The sequence below is a fragment of the Flavobacterium sp. N2820 genome (assembly GCF_025947285.1).
In the GTDB taxonomy this organism is placed as follows: domain Bacteria; phylum Bacteroidota; class Bacteroidia; order Flavobacteriales; family Flavobacteriaceae; genus Flavobacterium.
This window is the reverse complement of record NZ_CP110008.1, coordinates 1,399,894-1,419,107: the sequence shown is the minus strand read 5'-3', so window position 1 is coordinate 1,419,107 and position 19,214 is coordinate 1,399,894. Positions and strand designations below refer to the sequence as shown.

Sequence of the window (19,214 nt, the reverse complement as noted above, 5' to 3'; positions counted from 1 at the left end):
TTGTGTATATGAAATCGATTTTGTTTCTTTGCACCCTGATTTTAGATAACGAAATAAAGCTGAATAATAATGTCAAGAGTTTGTGAACTTACAGGTAAAAGAGCAATGGTAGGGAACAATGTTTCTCACGCTATGAATAAAACAAAGAGAAAATTCTCTGTTAATTTAGTAAAAAAACGTTTTTACATTCCTGAAGAAGATAGATGGGTAACGTTGAAAATTTCAACGGCTGCATTAAAAACTATTAATAAAAATGGAATTGCTGCTGTATTGAAAAATGCAAAAGCTAACGGATTTGTAAAATCTGTATAATCCGCAATAATATATATCAAAATGGCAAAGAAAGGTAATAGAATCCAAGTTATTTTAGAATGTACAGAGCACAAAACTTCAGGAGTTCCTGGAACATCTCGTTACATTACTACAAAAAATAAAAAAAATACTCCTGATAGATTAGAGATTAAAAAATTTAATCCAATCTTAAAAAGAGTAACTGTACATAAAGAAATTAAATAAGATAAGTCATGGCAAAGAAAACCGTAGCAACTTTACAAACAGCTTCAAAAAGATTAACCAAAGCTATCAAAATGGTTAAATCTCCAAAAACTGGCGCTTACACATTCGTTGAATCTGTGATGGCTCCTGAATTAGTTGATGAATTCTTGAAAAAGAAATAATTCATAGAAACAATATATAGAAAAGCTACTTTCGTTTGAAAGTAGCTTTTTTATTTTTACATTTGTCTCATATTATTTTATTGGAAAACAATTGGCTCCTTTTTAAACACGTTTCCGCTTTTGCAATACTTGATAGATGTTCCAAACAGGATTCTAAATAAGAAAGGGTACTACTTTCAGTTTTTAATCAAATAATTGCTATAAATCAAAAAAAAATCAACAAATGAGTTTTTTTAAAAAAATATTCTCTTCCGAAAAAAAAGAACCTGTCTTAAACGAACAGGACAAACAATCTTTAGATAAGGGATTAGAAAAATCTAAAACATCGTTTTTCTCTAAACTTACCAAGGCTGTTGCAGGAAAATCCAAAGTTGACGCAGAAGTTTTAGATAATTTAGAAGAAATCTTAGTCTCTTCTGATGTTGGCGTAAATACAACTTTAAAAATCATCGAACGCATTGAAGAACGCGTTTCAAAAGATAAATACTTAGGTACAGATGAATTAAACGGAATTCTTCGTGAGGAAATTGCTGGATTATTATCTGAAACAAACTCTGGTGAAGCTACAGAATTTTCTATTCCTAAAGACAAAAAACCATATGTAATTATGGTTGTTGGTGTAAATGGAGTGGGAAAAACCACAACAATAGGTAAGTTAGCATATCAATTTAAAAAAGCAGGTTACAATGTTGTTCTTGGTGCTGCAGATACGTTTAGAGCGGCTGCAATCGATCAATTGCAAATTTGGGCAGATAGAGTAGGTGTGCCAATCGTTAAACAACAAATGGGCAGTGATCCAGCATCTGTAGCATTTGATACTTTGCAAAGCGCAGTAGCTCAAAATGCTGATGTTGTGATTATTGATACTGCGGGACGTTTACACAACAAAGTTGGCTTAATGAATGAACTTTCAAAAGTGAAAAAAGTAATGCAAAAGGTTGTAGAAGATACACCAAATGATGTTCTTTTAGTTTTAGATGGTTCAACAGGGCAGAATGCTTTTGAACAAGCAAAGCAATTTACAGCAGCAACCGAAGTTTCATGTCTAGCGGTTACAAAATTAGATGGAACAGCTAAAGGTGGTGTTGTGATTGGAATTTCTGACCAATTTCAAATTCCAGTTAAATATATTGGAGTTGGTGAAGGAATTGAAGACTTGCAAGTTTTTAATAAGTATGAATTTGTTGATTCATTTTTTAAATAAAAAAGGAGATGGAATTTTTAAAATATAAAACCGTAAAATTATTGATTGTGGCTCTTGTATTAGCTTTAGTTGCAATTCCGTTTGATGAAATTGATTTTGTTTTTATGACATTACGATTAATTTCGTTTGCTATTCTAATGTATATTTTTGTAAAACTTACAAGTTCAAAAAAGAAAGCGAAAAAATAAAAATAAGTGCTGTTAGTTAATAACAGCACTTATTTTTTCCCATAATGTTTCATCAAAATCAGATAATGCAAAATTTACACCATCTGCTACATCTCCCATTCTAATTATAACAAGTTTTCTACTAGGAACGACATATATTTTTTGATCATTTTTTCCTAAAGCACAATACATATCACTTGGAGCGCTTGGAATTAATGTTCCATTAAATTGCAATTGACTTTGTGGTAATCTAAAACTAGTTTTTCCATTTAACCACCACATGTAGCCATATGCTAAATTTAAATTTTGTGAAGTGGTAGTTGCGTTTTGGAAATAATTTTGAGGGACAATTTGATTGTTTTCCCATTTCCCATTATTTAATGCTAATAAACCAAATCGTGCCATATTTCTAGGGGTGCTCCAATAAACACTCAAACCTCCATTCTGAATCCAACTACCGCCAGTCATCCCTATTCGATCTCTTAATTTAGTATTAAAATAATTTGACCAACTTTGTCCAGTAGAGGCAGCTACAACATCTTGCAATTTTACATATACATTATGATAAGCCCAGCGCGTTCCAGCATCTGCAACATATTGTAAATTTGCAGGAGTAACATCGTCTCCTAACGCATCATTTAAGCCTGATGTCATGGTTAAAAGATGCTTATTAGTAATTAAATTTTCCTTTGCTAAGGGAATGCTTGTCCATCCTGTTCCTAAATAATCTGAAACCTTGTTGTTGATGTTTAAGTATCCTTCTTCTTCAGCAATTCCTGTAACTGCTGTGGTTAATGTTTTACCAGCACTTGCCCAATACCATGGTTCATTTGCACTATGACCATTAAAATAATTTTCCAATACAATTTTACCATTATGTAGTACAATAAAACTTTTAGTATGTTTTAATTCTAAATAATCTAGTAAGGGTTGTACTTGTGATTGATTCCAGCCCAAACTTTGTACAGTTTTTGTTTCCCAAGTAGTTGAGCCAATAGGTGGAAAATACATCTGTTCTTCAGGAGTTGTAGTTGTTGATGAATCATCAGAGCCACAACTGATTACTAGTAAAGCGACAAAAAAAGGGACAATTTTTTTCATAAGACTAAAAAAACGGTTATACCATTATTAGACAATAAAAGTAAGTAATAGTTTAATTCAAAAGAGAAATAATTGTAATTTTATACCATAATAAATCGTGTATAATGAAAAAAATAATATTATTTTTTGTTTTTGGACTCATCTTATCTTGTAAACAATCTATTTCTGAATCTGATTTGCAACACCTAAATGGGTATTGGGAAATTGAAAAAGTTGAACTTCCTGATGGAGATAAGAAAGAATATAAAGTAAATGAAACTATCGATTTTTTTAAACTCGAATCAAAAAAGGGTTTTAGAAAAAAAGTAATGCCTCAATTAGATGGTACTTATTTAACCAATAATATTCAGGAAGAATTTGTGATAACAGTTACTAACGGAAACGCAGTAATTGGTTATAAAACTAATTATGCGAGTTGGAAAGAAGAAATAATTGAATTATCTAACGATAAATTAGTAGTTAAAAATCAGCAAGATTTAGAGTATCATTATAAGCGCCCTGTTAAATTTTCAATAAAGTAAGTATGGCAAAGCGATTCAATGAAGAAAGCCCTATTAGTGACGTGTTGAAACAATTTATTTCTCAAAATAAGTTGGAAGCTGGAATGGATGTGGTTAATGTTCGTGATGCTTGGAAAAATTTGATGGGAAATGGGGTCAACAATTATACAACAGAAATTCAGCTCAAAGGTTCAACATTGTATGTAGCTTTGTCTTCAGCTGTTTTGAGAGAAGAACTAAGTTATGGAAAAGACAAAATCATCAAAATGATTAACGAAGAACTTCGAAAAGACTTGGTAACGAGTTTAGTGTTACGATAAAAAATCTCGTTTCAATTAAGAAACGAGATTATATATTTTTAAGCAAACTGCTTACAGAATATTAGAATTGCTCTCTACCTGAAAAATGGAAAGCACCTTCAATAGCTGCATTTTCATCAGAATCTGATCCGTGAACAGCATTTTCACCGATAGAAGTAGCATATTTTTTACGAATAGTTCCTTCAGCTGCATCAGCAGGATTTGTAGCACCGATTAAAGTTCTAAAATCTTCTACTGCATTTTCTTTTTCTAAGATAGCAGCCACAATTGGACCTCTTGTCATAAATTCAACTAATTCACCAAAAAATGGTCTTGCAGCATGAACCGCATAAAATGCTTGTGCATCAGCAATAGTTAATTGAGTTAATTTCAAAGAAACAATTTTGAAACCACCTTCTGTAATCATGTTTAAGATTCCACCAATATGTCCGTTTTCTACAGCATCTGGTTTAATCATTGTAAAAGTTCTGTTTGTTGCCATTTTTTAAATTTTTTGCAAAGGTACCATTTTAATTAGGTTGTGCAAGATTGTTTTTTATTATTTTGAAATTGTTCTAGCGATTCTAAATCCGTAAAATTCATGTGTTTTTGAAGGAATTGTAGAAATTCTGTTTGCAGGTCTTACATAGTTTGATTTACTATCCCAAGATCCACCTCTAACGGTTCTTCTTTCTCCCATTTCTGGACCTTTTGGGTTGTCACCTTTTTCAAGTTTGTAAAAGTCTTTATTATACCAATCCCAACACCACTCCCAAACATTTCCACTCATGTCATAAATGCCTAATTCGTTTGGTAATTTTGTACCCACGGTGTGCGGTTGACCATTACTGTTTACTTTGTACCATGCAACATCTTCTAATTTATCACTTCCGCTATATCTGAAACCTTTTGAATTAGTGCCTCCTTTTGCTGCAAATTCCCATTCTGCTTCTGTTGGTAATCTATACCCGTTCGCTTTAAAATTACAAACAAAATTAGGTCCTTTTTTACTGTAACAAGGTTGTAGTTTTTCTTTGGTACTTAGCCAATTGCAATAGGCTATTGCTTCATTCCATGTGATTCCATTAATAGGGTAATTATCTTGCCAACCCCAAGAAGGTTTTATTGGCATTTTCATTTTATTGGCTTTTATAAATTGTTTCCATTCCCAAACAGTAACCTCAAATTTACTTATTTCAAATGTATTTAGGGTTACGCTATGTTCTTTTTGTTCGTCAAGTTCTGCACTTGTATCAGAATTTTTTGAACCCATTTTAAAAGTACCTCCTTTAACTTGTATGAGGTCAGTTTCAATTAGTGTATTCTTAAAAGCAAATAGGGTAATAAGTAGGATTAATAACGTAGGGTAAAAAGTAATTTTCTTCATAAAAAATTTAAATTAATTTAGGTTTGCAAATATACGTATAATATAACATTACGATTTTATTTTGTTATAAAATGGTTTTTTTGACAAAAAAAATGTTAATTAATTGAAATTACTGTTTTTTATCGATTAAAAATACTTTTTATCGGTAAATTATAAAATTATTTGCGTGAAGTTTTGAGTTAATGGGTTTAATTTGAATTGAATTTTTAGGATAAAAGATTCAAAATCATCTACTTCTGATGCAAATGTGGAAAAATTTTGTGTTCTTTCTTGAAGGCTTTTGTTTGGAAATAATTCATTTTGAATTTCAAAAATGCGTTCCAATTTTGAAGCATGATTTTTGCGTTCGGCTTTTAATAAGCGTTTTTCTAAATTTTCTAACCCTTGAATTTGTTTTTTCTCTTGAGCTTTTACGGCACCTGTGAAGGATTTATCCGTTTGAAGAGCGATTTGATGTAACGCTTCAAATTGTTTTTGTAGTATTGCTTTTTGTTCTGAAAAGTCTATTGTAAATGCTGAAAAGTCTTTTGTTTTTTTATCGGAAAGTGATTTTTGAGACATGAAAATTTCATTCCAACTCAACTCTAATTTATCCAATTTTAAAGCTTGTTTTTCTGTAACTAAGAGCACAGAATTTCGAACCAAAAGCATTGGGAATGTAATATTATTTGCTTCAAAATTTGATTTTAATTCCAACCAATACGCAATTTCCCCACCGCCACCAATGTAACATAAATTTGGTAATATAATTTCTTGATATAATGGTCTTAAAATTACATTTGGACTAAAGTTTTCTGGGTTGTTTTCTAGTTCAATTAAAAGTTCCTTTTCAGAAAATTTTAGTGTGGTGTTATTGATGGTGTAATTTCCGTTTTCAAAAATAATGCGTTCTCTTAACTCATTTTGTATATAAAATAGGTTAATTTCTCTTGGATTTACTTGAATGTTGTAGGCTTCTAGTTTAGGTAATATTTCGTTTACTTTATGAAAAGATGTTTGTTCAACTAATTCTCTTTTTACATACGGAACAAAAAGTTTTTTCAATTCCTTAGCATCACCATCAATAATAACTAATCCTTCATTTTTGAATAATTCGTTAGCTAAAAATCGGGTAGCACTGGCTAAATTTTGATGTTTTAAATATGATTTTTTAAATAAATCAAGTAGGTATTTTGCATTATTTCCTAATCCAATTTCTTTTGAAAACGCTTCATATACTAAATCTAATCCTTCTGTGGAAAGGCGCCCAACCGGCCCTTTACTTTCTCTGTTCCATCTAAATTTTTTGTCTTTAAAATTGAAATAATTGATTTCATTAAAATCATGATCTTCTGTTGCCATCCAATAAATGGGAACAAAATTTTGAGTAGGATATTTTTGCTTTAATTCTTTACACAGATTAATTGTGGAAGCAATTTTATATAAAAAATATAAAGGGCCAGTAAATAAATTCAGTTGGTGACCTGTTGTAATTGTATAGCTATTTGAAAGTTTTAAAAGCTGAATATTTTGTGAAGTACTTTTTGAAATTTCAAAATTTTCATATTGTTTTTCTAATGCCGAAACCAAAATTTCGCGATTTTCAAACGGAAAATTTTTACTTTTTTCTTCAATTTGATCCAGAAAATTTTCAATTTTTGGGAAACGATTGTACAATGATTGCAATTCAGATTTTTCGTCTAAATAATCTACGATAAGTTTAGAAAAATATCCCGAATTTTGATAGGTTACACAGTCGTTTGGCATTTTAGTAGCTAATTTTTTGCTAAAATAAACAATTTTTCATTGCTTTTGTATTGGTTTAACAAACGCTTATGAAATTATCTTTTTAGAGAAAAATGCCCTCTATGTTCTGTTCCATTTTCTCTTTTTACTAGAAACCAATAATCAGTAGAAGGAAGTTGCTTGCCATTGTATGTGCCATCCCAACCAAAATCTGCTGGACCAAATTGAGTTATGAATTTTCCTTGTCTATCAAAGATGTAGATTTCTAAATTTGGTTCGTTTCTAGAAAATTTAATTCTCCAAAGGTCATTATAACCATCACCATTAGGCGTGAAATATTTTGGATACATTAATAAATATATTTCATCTGAACGCACTCCACAACCATTTTTATCTCTTACAAATATTTTATATTCTCCATTTGGTAAATCGGTAAACACATTACTATCTTGATATTCTATTCCATTTAACGAATATTCATAGTTTCCTAATCCGGTAACATTAACTATTATGCTATTATTTTCGACTGTCCAATCTAGAGTTTCAAATGGTCCAAATGTTGCAGGATTTGATAAGATTACATCAATATTTTTAGTTGTAGAACAAATTATTGTTCCGTGAGTTTCTGTAACAGTTAAGCTGTATGTTCCGGGTTGTGAAACCGTAATGCTAGACGTTGTTTCTCCAGTAGACCAAAGATAATTATCAAAAATTTTATTTTCTTTTAATCTAACTGTGAAGTTTTCACACAAATAGTAAGTGTCATTTAGAGTAATAATTGGTGTTGGAATCAGTGTCAAGTCTAATAATGAAATATTTGGGCAGCCAAAAGCATCTCTAACTACTACATATATTATCTTATTTTGTTGATACAGGTTAAAGTTTGTGAAATTTGATATTTGGTCAGAAATAATTTGGTTAGTAGCTCCGTTTAGCGAGTTATAATAACTAAATGTATAATTATTGTGGTTGTTAATTAAGTTAGAATTGTATAAATTTAGATTGACTAATTCGCTTCCATTATTAAAGTTGTCACAAATTAGAGTACTGAAATTTTGAACACTTGGAAGTGGAATAAAATTTGAATTTATAGTTATATATTGAGATAAAGAAGTACAGTTTCCTTTTCTAACTTTTAAGATAAGTGTATCGCCGCCATTTAAGTTTGATAAGGTATTAGAAATTCCCCAAGTTAAGCCGCCATCAAAACTGTATTCATCACCAATAGTTGTAATAGTTACAGTTGCATATTTGTTACAACCTGCTGGGTCTATAGTATAATTTGGTTGTGTATTTTCTAAGCTATATACATAGATATATTTTAGATTAGAGGTACATCCTAAATCGTTTTTAATTTGTAAAATATAGGTACCAGTTGATAAATTATTAAGAATATTAGAGGTTTGCCAAGTGTTTCCTCCATCAAAGCTGTAACTAGAAGCAGGAGTTGTTATGGTTATGTTTCCTAAGTTAGAACAATAAGGTTCTTCTAGAGTATGGTCTAAGGTATTTAAAAATACTCCTTCTATAGATATTATTCTAGGATTTGAAATGCAACCATCAGTGTCTTTTACTCTAATGGAGTAAGTTCCAATAGGTAAATTTGTTAAGGTGTTATTTGTTGTCCATGTTACACCATCATCAAAGCTATATTCTGAAGAGCTTGTCTGTACAGAAATTGAGCCAAACCCTCCACAAAAAGTTGGATTGATATAGGTTGCATCGGGTGTGTTTAACAATATGGGTCTAATCGTTATTGGAGAATTATAGGATTCACAGCCCATAATTGTCCTAATCTTTACTTGATAAGTACCAACGCTTAAATTGGTTGCGATGTTTGAAGTAGTCCATGTTAAACCACCATCATAGCTATATTCCGATGCTGGTGAAGTTATTGTAATACTACCATTAATAACAAAGCAAGAAGGTTGTTGTACCTCGATAGTAGGTAAAACTGCAACTTGATTGGGTAATATTGTTACACTATTAGTTGAAGCACAACCGTAACTATCGATTACAGTTACTGAGTATGTTCCTACATTTGTTACTACAATATTTTGTGTTGTTTCTCCTGTTGACCACAAATAACTAGCACCTAAAGAAGCAGTTAAGGTAGTGCTTCCACTGCATACATTTAAGATTCCAGAAATTGTAGCATACGGATTTTTTACAGTCAATTGAATAGGGATAATTTTATAGCAGTTGGAATCTTTTATAACTCTGACAAAAATATTAGCCGTATAACTTTCAAAATTCTGAAAATTTTGTATGGCATTAGTATCATTATAAGCATCATTTATATTACTGTAGTAGCTAAAAGTGTAATTTGCAGGAATATTGATGACAAAATTCTCACTTAGCGTCAAATCAAAAAATTCTTTACCATCTCCATTTAAGTCACATTTTAGCAGTTCTGTAGTTTCAGGTTTGTAGTCACAGTCTGGACTACAATTCAAAAATGAAATATCCCACCCTGCGTTAGCGTCATGATCACTTGCGCTTGTAAAATTTGTCCCTGCACATGGTGTGGTACTTTGAATAACACCATAATTTATAAATGCTTGAACATTGTAATTTCCATTAACAGTATTAGGTAAGTTATTGGCATTGATTTCAAAGCAAAAAGTTTCATTTGTAATATCTAATTGTGTTGGAGTTGTAGATGAATATACAACTTGATTAGTATCATCTAAAACTTTAATCTCTATTACATCAACATTTGCACTTACTCCCCCAGAATTCGGTATTGTAAATGTTCCGCATATCTCCAATGGGAATGTAGGACAAATTTCAAATAGAGGATTTACTTCAATACTTCCTTGTAAATTTTCATCAGAGTGTAGTAAGCATAAATCATCAATATATGCATAACCAAAATGCCCACTTAAGCCACATCTCGAAGCCGTAAATTCGATAATAAAATCTTCATTATTTGGTATTGATGAAATGTCTAAAATACCTGATTGCCAATTTTCTGTATACAAAATAACACTATTATATGAAGGTGTTTCAGATTCTGTAAAAATACAATTTGTAGGATCTCCAATTAAACAAAACTCACTAATAACAATATTGTTTTTGATTATTCTTGCTTTGAAATAAGGTTGTTCATTCTCATGGTTTGATCCTGAAATACTTTCCAATACGGCTTTGAAATTAAATTTTACTTCAGTTTCGTTGTTTGTTTTAAAGCGTTTTGTTTGAACTACTCCAGAAGTTGTGTAAGAATCTTTGTGATTTATTTTTAAAACATATTGATCAAATCCATTGATGTTTCCAATAAACTCATCATAATAATTTGAAGGCACTGTAGTTGCCATCAAAGTGGATTGATTGGGATCATACTGCAATATTCCTAAATTAGCCTGAATGTTTAGATCTTTGCATTGCATAGGGTTAGTTGGAGAACCTATTTCATAGCTATAGTTTTTTAAAATAGTTGAATTATTAGCATTTTCAAACTCTTCAAACCCAGAATTACTACATAAAAAAACGGAACTTTGTAGTCTTGAAAAAGGAATAAACTTTGGTGAGTTTATTTTTTTTTCTTCTTCTAATTTGGTGATGAATTTTCTCTTTTGTAGTGAATCTTGTAAATTATATTTTGGAGTATTTTCGTAAGCTTGGCCGTTTATTAAAACAATTTTTGAATTTTCAGTTTTTAATTCGGAATTTTGTGCAAAACATTGAAACGATAAAAGAAAGATTATCAGAAAAAAAACATTTTTCATTTAGTAGAATTTTTTTACAAAAATATAAAAAAAACAAAACGATTAATCTATTATATATAGTTTAAACTTTTTCTAAACAATGTAACTTTAACTTTACAATCATAACTTTGAAAGACATCTTTTTAATCACACCACCTTTTACCCAACTGAATACGCCCTATCCAGCAACGGCCTATATCAAAGGGTTTTTGAATACCAAAAACATTTCGGCATTCCAAATGGATTTAGGTATTGAAGTGATTTTAGAATTGTTTTCCAAAAAGGGTTTAACCGAGATTTTTTCATCCATCACCCATCAACCATCACCCAACATACAAAGAATTTATACGCTCAAAGAAGATTATATCAACACTATTGATTCCGTAATTACTTTTCTTCAAGGAAAAAACCCGTCGTTAGCACGTCAAATTTGTTCGGGAAATTTTTTACCTGAAGCGTCTCGTTTTGAACAATTAGACGATATGGAGTGGGCTTTTGGATCGATGGGAATGCAAGACAAAGCCAAACATTTAGCTACGCTGTATTTAGAAGATTTATCCGATTTTATTGTAGAATGTATCGATGAAAATTTTGGTTTCAGTCGCTATGCAGAACGTTTAGGAAGAAGCGCCAATTCGTTTGATGAGTTATACAATCATTTGCAAAACGAGTTAACATTTATTGACGAAATTACACTAAAAATTTTAAAAGTAAGAATTGAAGAAGTACAACCGAAGTTGGTTTTAATTTCCGTCCCTTTTCCTGGAAATTTGTACAGCGCTTTTCGATGTGCTCAGTTTTTAAAAGCCAATTATCCAACAATACAAATTGCAATGGGCGGTGGTTTTCCAAATACTGAGTTACGGGAATTAAAAGATGAAAGAGTTTTTGAATTCTTTGATTTTATAACGTTAGATGATGGAGAACTTCCTGTTGAATTACTATATGATTTTGTCTCTTCGAGCAATTCTGAGGCTGCGAAAGAGATGCCTTTAAAAAGAACTTTTCTTCTAGAAAGCAATCAACTAGTTTATAAAAATAATTCAATTCGTCAAGATTATAAACAATCGGAAGTTGGAACACCAGATTATTCTGATTTATTATTAGATAAATACATTTCGGTTATTGAAATTGCAAATCCAATGCACAGTTTATGGAGCGATGGCCGTTGGAATAAACTAACGATGGCTCATGGTTGTTATTGGGGAAAATGTACTTTTTGCGATATTTCTTTAGATTATATTAAACTTTACGAACCTATTGCTGCCAAGATTTTGGTAGACCGAATGAAAGAATTAATTGATCAAACCGGCGAAAACGGATTTCATTTTGTAGATGAAGCAGCACCGCCAGCATTAATGCGTGAGGTAGCTTTAGAAATTATCAAACGAAAATTAATAGTCACCTGGTGGACAAATATTCGTTTTGAAAAAAGCTTTACAGCGGATTTGTGTTTATTATTAAAAGAATCAGGATGTATTGCCGTTTCAGGTGGGTTAGAGGTGGCTTCCGACAGACTTTTAGAATTAATTAAAAAAGGAGTAACGGTTGAACAAGTAGCGCAAGTTACGCGTAATTTCACTGAAGCTGGAATTATGGTTCACGCTTATTTGATGTATGGTTACCCAACACAAACCATTCAGGAAACAGTTGATAGTTTGGAAATGGTGCGACAATTATTTGAATTAGGTGTTTTACAAAGTGGTTTTTGGCATCAATTTGCCATGACTGCACATTCTCCAGTTGGTATGTTTCCTGAAGAATTTGGCGTTATTCCGGAAAAAAATCAAATAACTTTTGCAAACAATGACATCAATTTTAAAGATAAAACAGGAATTAACCATGACAAGTTTAGCTTCGGATTAAAAAAATCCTTGTTCAATTACATGCACGGGATTTGTTTTGATTATGATTTACAAGATTGGTTTGATTTCAAAATTCCGAAAACAAAAATTCCAGCTGATTTTATTTACAATTGTTTGGAAAAAGAACAAAATTTTTCAACTAAGCCTAATGCTAAAATTATTTGGTTGGGAAGAAATCCAGAAGTAGAAATTTTCACTAAATCTAAAAAAGGAAATAGTTGGGAAATGATGAAATTAACATTTCACGATAAAACCCAAACTTTTGATATTACTCTAAATGCAGAAGAAGGTGAGTGGTTGGTTGAAACCTTGGAAAAACTAACAAATTATAGCGAAAGCAAACTGACTTTTAGTCAATTAAAATCTGATTTTGAACAAAAATTTGATGATTTTGAATTATTTTGGTTTAGCAAGCCTCTTCAAACACTGAGAAGTAGCAAATTACTAATGTTATAAATTTTTACAATTAAGTTTATTTTTAATTTTATTATCCAATTTTTTTTGGGATTGTATTGCTATAGGAACTTATTTATTAGAATTTTAAAACTATAGTATTTTTACAAATTTTATGAGATTTATCATTTACGAAAACGATTTCTTTTTGTAAGTTTACGACAACTAAAAATAATCTCATATGGATACCAATTATAAGCTTTTAGTTAACAATTCAAGTTCTTTTGAATTTACTGAAAGCGATCTTAAAAGGCTTGATGCGGTTCGTGTTCAAGAATCAAAATTTCATGTATTAAAAGAGAGTAAACCCTACAAAGCTGAAATTGTTTCTGTAGATTTTATTGCTAAAAAATACACCATAAAAGTTAATAACAATACTTATGATGTAACCATTTCGGATGCTTTAGACGAATTAATAAAAAGCATGGGCATTGAACGCGGAAAAACGAAAGTAGTTAATGCGATCAAAGCGCCTATGCCAGGTTTAATTCTTGAAATCAGTGTGGAAGTTGGTCAAACTGTTAAAGAAAATGATCCATTATTAATTTTGGAAGCTATGAAAATGGAAAACAGCTTTCTTTCACCTAGAGATGGTATTATTAAATCGATTGCCGTAGAAAAAGGGAACGCAGTAGATAAAGGACAATTGTTAATTGAATTCGAATAAAAAGTTTAAAATTTTCAGGTTTGAATTTTTAAGTTGTGACTTTCAATTTTGTAGAAAGATCAATTAATCCTTTTTTACTCACACACCTTTTAACCTGAAACTTGAGACTTGAAACAAAAAATCAAGATGAAAGAAATTAAGAAAATATTAGTTGCTAATCGTGGAGAAATTGCCATAAGGGTAATGAAAACGGCAAAAAAAATGGGAATCAAAACGGTTGCAGTATATTCAACAGCCGATAGAAATGCACTTCACGTTAAATATGCTGACGAAGCAGTTTTAATAGGTGAAGCAGCCTCAAATCAATCGTATTTACGAGGTGACAAAATCATAGAAGTTTGTAAAGAATTAAACGTTGATGCCGTTCATCCTGGATATGGATTTCTAAGTGAAAATTCTTCTTTTGCGCAAGCATGTGAAAAAAATAATATCATTTTTATTGGTCCAAAATCAAAGGCAATTGAAATGATGGGTAGTAAGTTAGCAGCAAAAGAGGCTGTTAAACAGTATAATATTCCAATGGTACCTGGTACAGAAGAGGCTATTACAGATATTGATGCAGCCAAGAAAATTGCTACTCAGATTGGTTTTCCAATTCTAATCAAAGCTTCTGCTGGAGGTGGTGGAAAAGGAATGCGTGTTGTAGAAAAAGAAGAAGATTTTGTTTCTCAAATGGATAGAGCCATTTCTGAGGCAACAAATGCTTTTGGTGACGGCTCTGTTTTTATAGAAAAATATGTGACTAAACCTCGTCATATTGAAATTCAAATTATGGCAGATAGTCATGGAAATATTGTATATGTTTTTGAAAGAGAATGCAGTATTCAACGCAGACACCAAAAAGTAGTAGAAGAGGCGCCATCAGCAATTTTAACTCCCGAAAAACGTAAAGAAATGGGTGAGGCTGCTGTGAAAGTGGCCAAAGCATGTGATTATTTAGGTGCTGGAACTGTGGAGTTTTTGATGGATGCCGATCATAATTTCTATTTTTTAGAAATGAACACACGTTTACAAGTAGAACACCCAGTTTCTGAATTAATATCGGGATTGGATTTAGTAGAATTGCAAATTCGTGTGGCGCGTGGTGAAAAATTACCAATACAACAAGAGGATTTACAAATCAAGGGTCATGCTATGGAGCTTCGTGTATATGCGGAAGACCCAATGAATGATTTCTTACCAAATGTTGGATTTTTAAGTACTTACAAATTACCAGAAGGAGAAGGAATTCGTGTTGATAACGGAATTGAAGAAGGTATGGATGTGCCAATTTATTATGATCCAATGCTTTCGAAATTAATTACATACGGAAAAACGAGAGAAGAATCGATTGAATTGATGATTAAAGCCATCGATAATTATCATGTAGAAGGCGTTCATACTACTTTGCCCTTTGGAAAATTTGTTATGGAGCATGAAGCATTTCGTTCAGGAGATTTTGATACCGGATTTGTAAAAGCCTATTACGATGCCGAAAAACTAAAATCAAAATTAGATACTGAAGCAGAAATTGCAGCTATGGTTGCTTTAAAACAATATATTGCTGATAAACAAATTTTAAGATTACCTATTGTATAAAAAAAATATAGAATAAAGAACATAGAACATAGATGATAGAAAATAGATTGGGTATCTGATAACGTCTTTTTTCTATTCTCTTTTTTCTTTAATCTCAAAAAAATGGAAGACAAAATAAAAATTTTAAACGATAAAATAGCCTTGGCCAAATTAGGTGGAGGTGAAAAACGAATAGCTTCACATCATGCTAAAAAGAAATTAACAGCTCGTGAGCGAGTAGAATACCTTTTAGACGAAGGTTCCTTTGAAGAAATTGGAATGTTGGTAACCCATCGTACAACAGATTTTGGGATGGAAAAAGAAATTTATTATGGTGATGGAGTTGTAACTGGGTACGGAACAATCAATGGTAGAATTGTTTATGTTTTCGCTCAAGATTTTACAGTTTTTGGAGGCTCATTATCAGAAACACATGCCGAGAAAATATGTAAAGTTATGGACATGGCCTTGAAAAGTGGAGCACCTATGATTGGGTTAAACGATTCTGGTGGCGCAAGAATTCAAGAAGGGGTTCGTTCATTAGGAGGTTATGCCGATATTTTTTATAGAAATGTACAATCTTCAGGAGTTATTCCTCAAATTTCTGCGATACTTGGACCTTGTGCAGGAGGAGCCGTTTATTCGCCAGCAATGACCGACTTTACCATGATGGTTGAAGGGAATAGCTATATGTTTGTAACGGGACCAAATGTAGTAAAAACAGTTACAAATGAAGAAGTTACTTCAGAAGAATTAGGTGGAGCGAGCACACATTCTACAAAATCTGGTGTAGCTCATATTACTTCTCCAAACGGGATAGAATGTTTAGAAGATATTAAAAAATTGTTGAGCTATGTGCCTCAAAATAATAGAGAAACAACACCAAAAGTGCCTTATGTTTTAGGAAATGAAGTACGCGAAAAATTAGATCTAATTGTTCCTGATAATGCAAATAAACCTTATGATATGCATGATGTTATTAGCAATGTTATCGATGAAGATTCGTTTTTTGAAATTCATGCAGATTTTGCCGAAAATATCATCGTAGGTTTTGCAAGATTAGGAGGAAGAAGCATCGGAATTGTAGCTAATAATCCAAAATATTTAGCAGGTTGTTTAGATGTAAAATCTTCTATAAAAGCGGCTCGATTTGTTCGTTTTTGCGATTGTTTTAATATTCCGTTATTGGTGTTAGAAGATGTACCAGGGTTTTTGCCAGGAACAGATCAAGAATGGAACGGAATTATTACGCACGGAGCTAAATTATTGTACGCATTTAGTGAAGCAACAGTTCCAAGAGTTACCGTAATTACACGAAAAGCTTATGGTGGTGCATATGATGTAATGAATTCTAAACACATTGGTGCTGATATGAATTTTGCTTGGCCAAGTGCAGAAATTGCTGTAATGGGTGCTAAAGGAGCTTCTGAAATTATTTTCAAAAAAGAAATTAGCGAAGCTGCTGACCCAGCGGCCAAATTGTTAGAAAAAGAAGCTGAATATGCTGAGTTGTTTGCAAATCCATACACCGCTGCGCAAAGAGGTTTTATTGATGAGGTAATTTTGCCCCGTGATACTCGAAGAAAGCTACTTAAAGCATTCAGTATGTTAGAAAATAAAGTAGTTGATACACCAAAACGAAAACATGGAAATATTCCGTTGTAAAATAAAATAATGTTAAAACTCCCGTTAAAATGGGAGTTTTTTTTATCTTGCAAACGCAAATTTTACTCCCTTCCATCTAAAATTATTATCTATGAGATTTCTAATTATTTTTACAGTTATTTTTTTATGTTTTACGAGTGCAGTTTTTTCGCAAAAAACGATTAAACATACCGTAGTTGAAGGGGAATCATTTTATTCTATTGCTAAAAAATATAAAGTTACAGAATCTGACATTTATAAATTAAATCCCAAAGCAAAAGGGACTTTATTGCAGTTGAAAACAGTTTTACTCATTCCAAACAAGAATTATAAAGCTGAAAATAAAAAGAAAAAAAATAGGCCCAAAAATGATCAACCATCGCAAATTCATCTAGTTGAATCAGGAGAATCATTGTATAAAATTGCAAAAAAATATGGTATTTCATTAGAAAAAATAAAAGAACTTAACCCAAATATAAAACCTGAATCTATACAAATTGGGGATAAAATAATCGTTAAAGCATCTGAAATTGAAGTTGAAATTGCAAATGAAGAATCTCAAATAGTTGTTATACAAACGGATTCAAAAAATAGTGCCAATCCAGAAGAATGCGAAGACGAGTTAGGAAATAAAATTCACACGGTTCAAAAAGGGGAAACCTTATTCAAAATTGCTAAAAAATATAAAATTAAATTAAGTGATTTAAAAGAACTAAATGAGGAAGTGGTTGAAAATCTTCCTGTAGGATATCAATTAATTATCAAACTTGGAACGGCTGAATTAGACAAAATACAACCAAAAACTGAAATTATTAGTGAAGTAAAACCACTTTCTTTAGATAATATGTCGAAAGCCGAGTTTTTAATAGCTAAGGCTTCGGAGCATATTGGAACACGTTATCGCGGTGGAGGTACAACTAGTGCTGGATTTGATTGCTCTGGTTTGATGTTTGCTACCTACAAACAAATCGATATGACTTTGCCTCGTTCTTCGGGTTCTATGGCGGTTGGTGCAGGTGTTAAAGTAGATAGAAATCAAGCACAAAAAGGCGATTTGATTTTTTTTACCACTAACGGTAGAGGTTACATCAACCACGTAGGAATGATTACTGAAGTTTTAGAAGATGAAATTAAATTTATTCATTCTTCAGTACAAGCGGGTGTAATTATTTCATCTACTAAAGAACCGTATTATTCAAAAAGATTTGTTCAAATAAACAGAGTTTTAACAGAATAGCTTTTAGGGTCTAACCAACCAATAATGAAAATCTCTTTCTAAATCATATTGCATTTTTTTTACACTTCTTCTCATAAGAAAATAAGGAATTCCTATCATCAATAGGGAATGAACTAATAAAAACGGAAGAATAAAAAAAGGTGTTTCTGCATCTCCGAAAATAAAAAAACTCAGAAATCCGGCATAAAAAACCAATATAAAACCAAGAAATAAAAACATTATTTTTCTAAATGCATTGATTTCAATTTTGAAGTTTAATTTATCGTTCATTTCATTAAAAGTCCCGCGGGCTATTGCAAATGTCTGATTAGGTTCAAATAATTTTCTTCTTTTTTGGATTTCAAATTTTCTATCGTTGATATACCCTTTGTATTCTTGCTTATTGGATGAAAAAGCTTCAAATCCTTCAAAAAAATTAAATCCTAAATCTGAATTTTCTACATTTTGTTTAAATTTTCGAATGAAATCTGTTTTTGAAGTTTGGAGTTCAAACTGGACATCTTCTATGAGATTAATTTTTCTTAAAAAGTTATTCATTTTAATTTAATTATTTATAAAGTACAATAGAACTTGATGCGAAATCATGAATGGCTCTTTTATTGTTTGAAGCAAAAAAAGAAATAAACGAAATCCATCCTAAAAGCCCTTTAAGCGTAAATCTAATAATTCCCGAAAAAAAAGAAATATTTGCATCGGTGTTGCTGTATTTTTTTACTTTAATGCCTGCATAATGATGTCCTATTGTAGCTCCTTTGGTACATAATAGTATAGGTTCATACAGTAAAAAGTATACAATAAATAATCCAATTTTTAAATGATCTGGAATATTTACAAAATGGGTAAGAATATCACTTGTAATAATTATTAATACGATAAGTATAACACCGTCTATTAGTAGCGCTTTTGTTCTATCAATAAGATTTGGGTACATTTTTTTAAAGTTTAAATAAAGATATTATTTTTTTTAAAATTACAACTATTCTTATATGATATTTATCATTTGACCAATTAAACGTTGGTG

The 19,214-nt window shown here is 31.3% G+C and carries 19 protein-coding genes; 12 read left to right on the top strand and 7 right to left on the bottom strand.

The features are described from left to right. Positions 1-69: 69 nt before the first annotated feature. The 5 genes from rpmB (at position 70) to OLM52_RS06790 (ending at position 2,069) form a co-directional block, all read left to right on the top strand. The gene (gene rpmB / locus OLM52_RS06810; RefSeq protein WP_008253904.1) at positions 70-312 is read left to right on the top strand and encodes a 50S ribosomal protein L28; all 243 of its coding nucleotides are present in this window, start codon (positions 70-72) and stop codon (positions 310-312) included. Positions 313-333: 21 nt separating this feature from the next. Next, a complete protein-coding gene (gene rpmG, locus OLM52_RS06805) occupies positions 334-516 on the top strand; it encodes a 50S ribosomal protein L33 (RefSeq protein WP_008253902.1) in 183 nt (60 codons plus the stop codon). A gap of 8 nt (positions 517-524) precedes the next feature. Further along, the gene (locus OLM52_RS06800; RefSeq protein WP_113988621.1) at positions 525-677 is read left to right on the top strand and encodes a DUF4295 domain-containing protein; all 153 of its coding nucleotides are present in this window, start codon (positions 525-527) and stop codon (positions 675-677) included. A 223-nt stretch (positions 678-900) separates the two neighbouring features. After that, positions 901-1,881, top strand: coding sequence for a signal recognition particle-docking protein FtsY (gene ftsY, locus OLM52_RS06795; RefSeq protein ID WP_264550375.1), 981 nt, complete (start codon positions 901-903; stop codon positions 1,879-1,881). Between the two features lie 8 nt (positions 1,882-1,889). Further along, the gene (locus OLM52_RS06790; RefSeq protein ID WP_264550374.1) at positions 1,890-2,069 is read left to right on the top strand and encodes a hypothetical protein; all 180 of its coding nucleotides are present in this window, start codon (positions 1,890-1,892) and stop codon (positions 2,067-2,069) included. A 12-nt stretch (positions 2,070-2,081) separates the two neighbouring features. Here the strand turns inward: OLM52_RS06790 and OLM52_RS06785 are convergent, their stop codons facing one another. Then, complete coding sequence (locus tag OLM52_RS06785; RefSeq protein WP_264550373.1) at positions 2,082-3,149, bottom strand: serine hydrolase domain-containing protein; 1,068 nt, start codon at positions 3,147-3,149, stop codon at positions 2,082-2,084. A gap of 104 nt (positions 3,150-3,253) precedes the next feature. Here OLM52_RS06785 and OLM52_RS06780 point away from each other — a divergent pair, with 104 nt between their 5' ends. Further along, complete coding sequence (locus OLM52_RS06780) at positions 3,254-3,670, top strand: lipocalin family protein (protein ID WP_264550372.1); 417 nt, start codon at positions 3,254-3,256, stop codon at positions 3,668-3,670. 2 nt (positions 3,671-3,672) lie between these two features. Next, on the top strand, positions 3,673-3,969 hold the full coding sequence (locus OLM52_RS06775; protein ID WP_264550371.1) for a DUF721 domain-containing protein: 297 nt from the start codon (positions 3,673-3,675) through the stop codon (positions 3,967-3,969). Positions 3,970-4,030: 61 nt separating this feature from the next. On the opposite strand, the gene OLM52_RS06770 is transcribed toward OLM52_RS06775, so the two are convergent. From OLM52_RS06770 to OLM52_RS06755, 4 genes are all read right to left on the bottom strand, one after another. Then, positions 4,031-4,450: a nucleoside-diphosphate kinase gene (locus OLM52_RS06770; RefSeq protein WP_008253880.1), complete on the bottom strand. Its 420-nt coding sequence runs from the start codon at positions 4,448-4,450 to the stop codon at positions 4,031-4,033. A 57-nt stretch (positions 4,451-4,507) separates the two neighbouring features. After that, the gene (locus tag OLM52_RS06765) at positions 4,508-5,335 is read right to left on the bottom strand and encodes a formylglycine-generating enzyme family protein (RefSeq protein WP_264550370.1); all 828 of its coding nucleotides are present in this window, start codon (positions 5,333-5,335) and stop codon (positions 4,508-4,510) included. 150 nt (positions 5,336-5,485) lie between these two features. Then, entirely contained in the window at positions 5,486-7,081 is a 1,596-nt protein-coding gene (gene bshC, locus OLM52_RS06760; protein WP_264550369.1) for a bacillithiol biosynthesis cysteine-adding enzyme BshC, read from the bottom strand. Positions 7,082-7,155: 74 nt separating this feature from the next. Further along, a complete protein-coding gene (locus tag OLM52_RS06755) occupies positions 7,156-10,791 on the bottom strand; it encodes a T9SS type B sorting domain-containing protein (protein ID WP_264550368.1) in 3,636 nt (1,211 codons plus the stop codon). Positions 10,792-10,898: 107 nt separating this feature from the next. Here OLM52_RS06755 and OLM52_RS06750 point away from each other — a divergent pair, with 107 nt between their 5' ends. The 5 genes from OLM52_RS06750 (at position 10,899) to OLM52_RS06730 (ending at position 18,193) form a co-directional block, all read left to right on the top strand. After that, positions 10,899-13,091, top strand: a complete 2,193-nt coding sequence (locus OLM52_RS06750; protein WP_264550367.1) for a B12-binding domain-containing radical SAM protein — start codon at positions 10,899-10,901, stop codon at positions 13,089-13,091. 178 nt (positions 13,092-13,269) lie between these two features. Then, on the top strand, positions 13,270-13,755 hold the full coding sequence (locus OLM52_RS06745) for an acetyl-CoA carboxylase biotin carboxyl carrier protein subunit (protein WP_264550366.1): 486 nt from the start codon (positions 13,270-13,272) through the stop codon (positions 13,753-13,755). 135 nt (positions 13,756-13,890) lie between these two features. Continuing rightward, positions 13,891-15,333 carry an acetyl/propionyl/methylcrotonyl-CoA carboxylase subunit alpha gene (locus OLM52_RS06740; protein WP_264550524.1) on the top strand — a complete coding sequence of 481 codons (1,443 nt, stop codon included), beginning with the start codon at positions 13,891-13,893 and terminating at the stop codon, positions 15,331-15,333. Between the two features lie 102 nt (positions 15,334-15,435). Beyond that, positions 15,436-16,977: an acyl-CoA carboxylase subunit beta gene (locus tag OLM52_RS06735; protein ID WP_264550365.1), complete on the top strand. Its 1,542-nt coding sequence runs from the start codon at positions 15,436-15,438 to the stop codon at positions 16,975-16,977. Between the two features lie 91 nt (positions 16,978-17,068). Then, positions 17,069-18,193, top strand: a complete 1,125-nt coding sequence (locus OLM52_RS06730) for a peptidoglycan endopeptidase (protein ID WP_264550364.1) — start codon at positions 17,069-17,071, stop codon at positions 18,191-18,193. 3 nt (positions 18,194-18,196) lie between these two features. Here OLM52_RS06730 and OLM52_RS06725 read toward each other — a convergent pair whose 3' ends face one another. Together OLM52_RS06725 and OLM52_RS06720 are read right to left on the bottom strand one after the other, a co-directional pair. Continuing rightward, on the bottom strand, positions 18,197-18,730 hold the full coding sequence (locus OLM52_RS06725) for a hypothetical protein (protein ID WP_264550363.1): 534 nt from the start codon (positions 18,728-18,730) through the stop codon (positions 18,197-18,199). A gap of 10 nt (positions 18,731-18,740) precedes the next feature. Beyond that, positions 18,741-19,124 carry an RDD family protein gene (locus OLM52_RS06720; RefSeq protein ID WP_264550362.1) on the bottom strand — a complete coding sequence of 128 codons (384 nt, stop codon included), beginning with the start codon at positions 19,122-19,124 and terminating at the stop codon, positions 18,741-18,743. Positions 19,125-19,214: the final 90 nt, after the last annotated feature.

What these genes read in the sequence shown, in the direction of transcription:
- rpmB (WP_008253904.1), top strand. Translation starts at nt 70, where the DNA reads ATGTCAAGAGTTTGTGAACTTACAGGTAAAAGAGCAATGGTAGGGAAC.
- rpmG (WP_008253902.1), top strand. Translation starts at nt 334, where the DNA reads ATGGCAAAGAAAGGTAATAGAATCCAAGTTATTTTAGAATGTACAGAG.
- OLM52_RS06800 (WP_113988621.1), top strand. Translation starts at nt 525, where the DNA reads ATGGCAAAGAAAACCGTAGCAACTTTACAAACAGCTTCAAAAAGATTA.
- ftsY (WP_264550375.1), top strand. Translation starts at nt 901, where the DNA reads ATGAGTTTTTTTAAAAAAATATTCTCTTCCGAAAAAAAAGAACCTGTC.
- OLM52_RS06790 (WP_264550374.1), top strand. Translation starts at nt 1,890, where the DNA reads ATGGAATTTTTAAAATATAAAACCGTAAAATTATTGATTGTGGCTCTT.
- OLM52_RS06785 (WP_264550373.1), bottom strand. Translation starts at nt 3,149, where the DNA reads ATGAAAAAAATTGTCCCTTTTTTTGTCGCTTTACTAGTAATCAGTTGT.
- OLM52_RS06780 (WP_264550372.1), top strand. Translation starts at nt 3,254, where the DNA reads ATGAAAAAAATAATATTATTTTTTGTTTTTGGACTCATCTTATCTTGT.
- OLM52_RS06775 (WP_264550371.1), top strand. Translation starts at nt 3,673, where the DNA reads ATGGCAAAGCGATTCAATGAAGAAAGCCCTATTAGTGACGTGTTGAAA.
- OLM52_RS06770 (WP_008253880.1), bottom strand. Translation starts at nt 4,450, where the DNA reads ATGGCAACAAACAGAACTTTTACAATGATTAAACCAGATGCTGTAGAA.
- OLM52_RS06765 (WP_264550370.1), bottom strand. Translation starts at nt 5,335, where the DNA reads ATGAAGAAAATTACTTTTTACCCTACGTTATTAATCCTACTTATTACC.
- bshC (WP_264550369.1), bottom strand. Translation starts at nt 7,081, where the DNA reads ATGCCAAACGACTGTGTAACCTATCAAAATTCGGGATATTTTTCTAAA.
- OLM52_RS06755 (WP_264550368.1), bottom strand. Translation starts at nt 10,791, where the DNA reads ATGAAAAATGTTTTTTTTCTGATAATCTTTCTTTTATCGTTTCAATGT.
- OLM52_RS06745 (WP_264550366.1), top strand. Translation starts at nt 13,270, where the DNA reads ATGGATACCAATTATAAGCTTTTAGTTAACAATTCAAGTTCTTTTGAA.
- OLM52_RS06735 (WP_264550365.1), top strand. Translation starts at nt 15,436, where the DNA reads ATGGAAGACAAAATAAAAATTTTAAACGATAAAATAGCCTTGGCCAAA.
- OLM52_RS06730 (WP_264550364.1), top strand. Translation starts at nt 17,069, where the DNA reads ATGAGATTTCTAATTATTTTTACAGTTATTTTTTTATGTTTTACGAGT.
- OLM52_RS06725 (WP_264550363.1), bottom strand. Translation starts at nt 18,730, where the DNA reads ATGAATAACTTTTTAAGAAAAATTAATCTCATAGAAGATGTCCAGTTT.
- OLM52_RS06720 (WP_264550362.1), bottom strand. Translation starts at nt 19,124, where the DNA reads ATGTACCCAAATCTTATTGATAGAACAAAAGCGCTACTAATAGACGGT.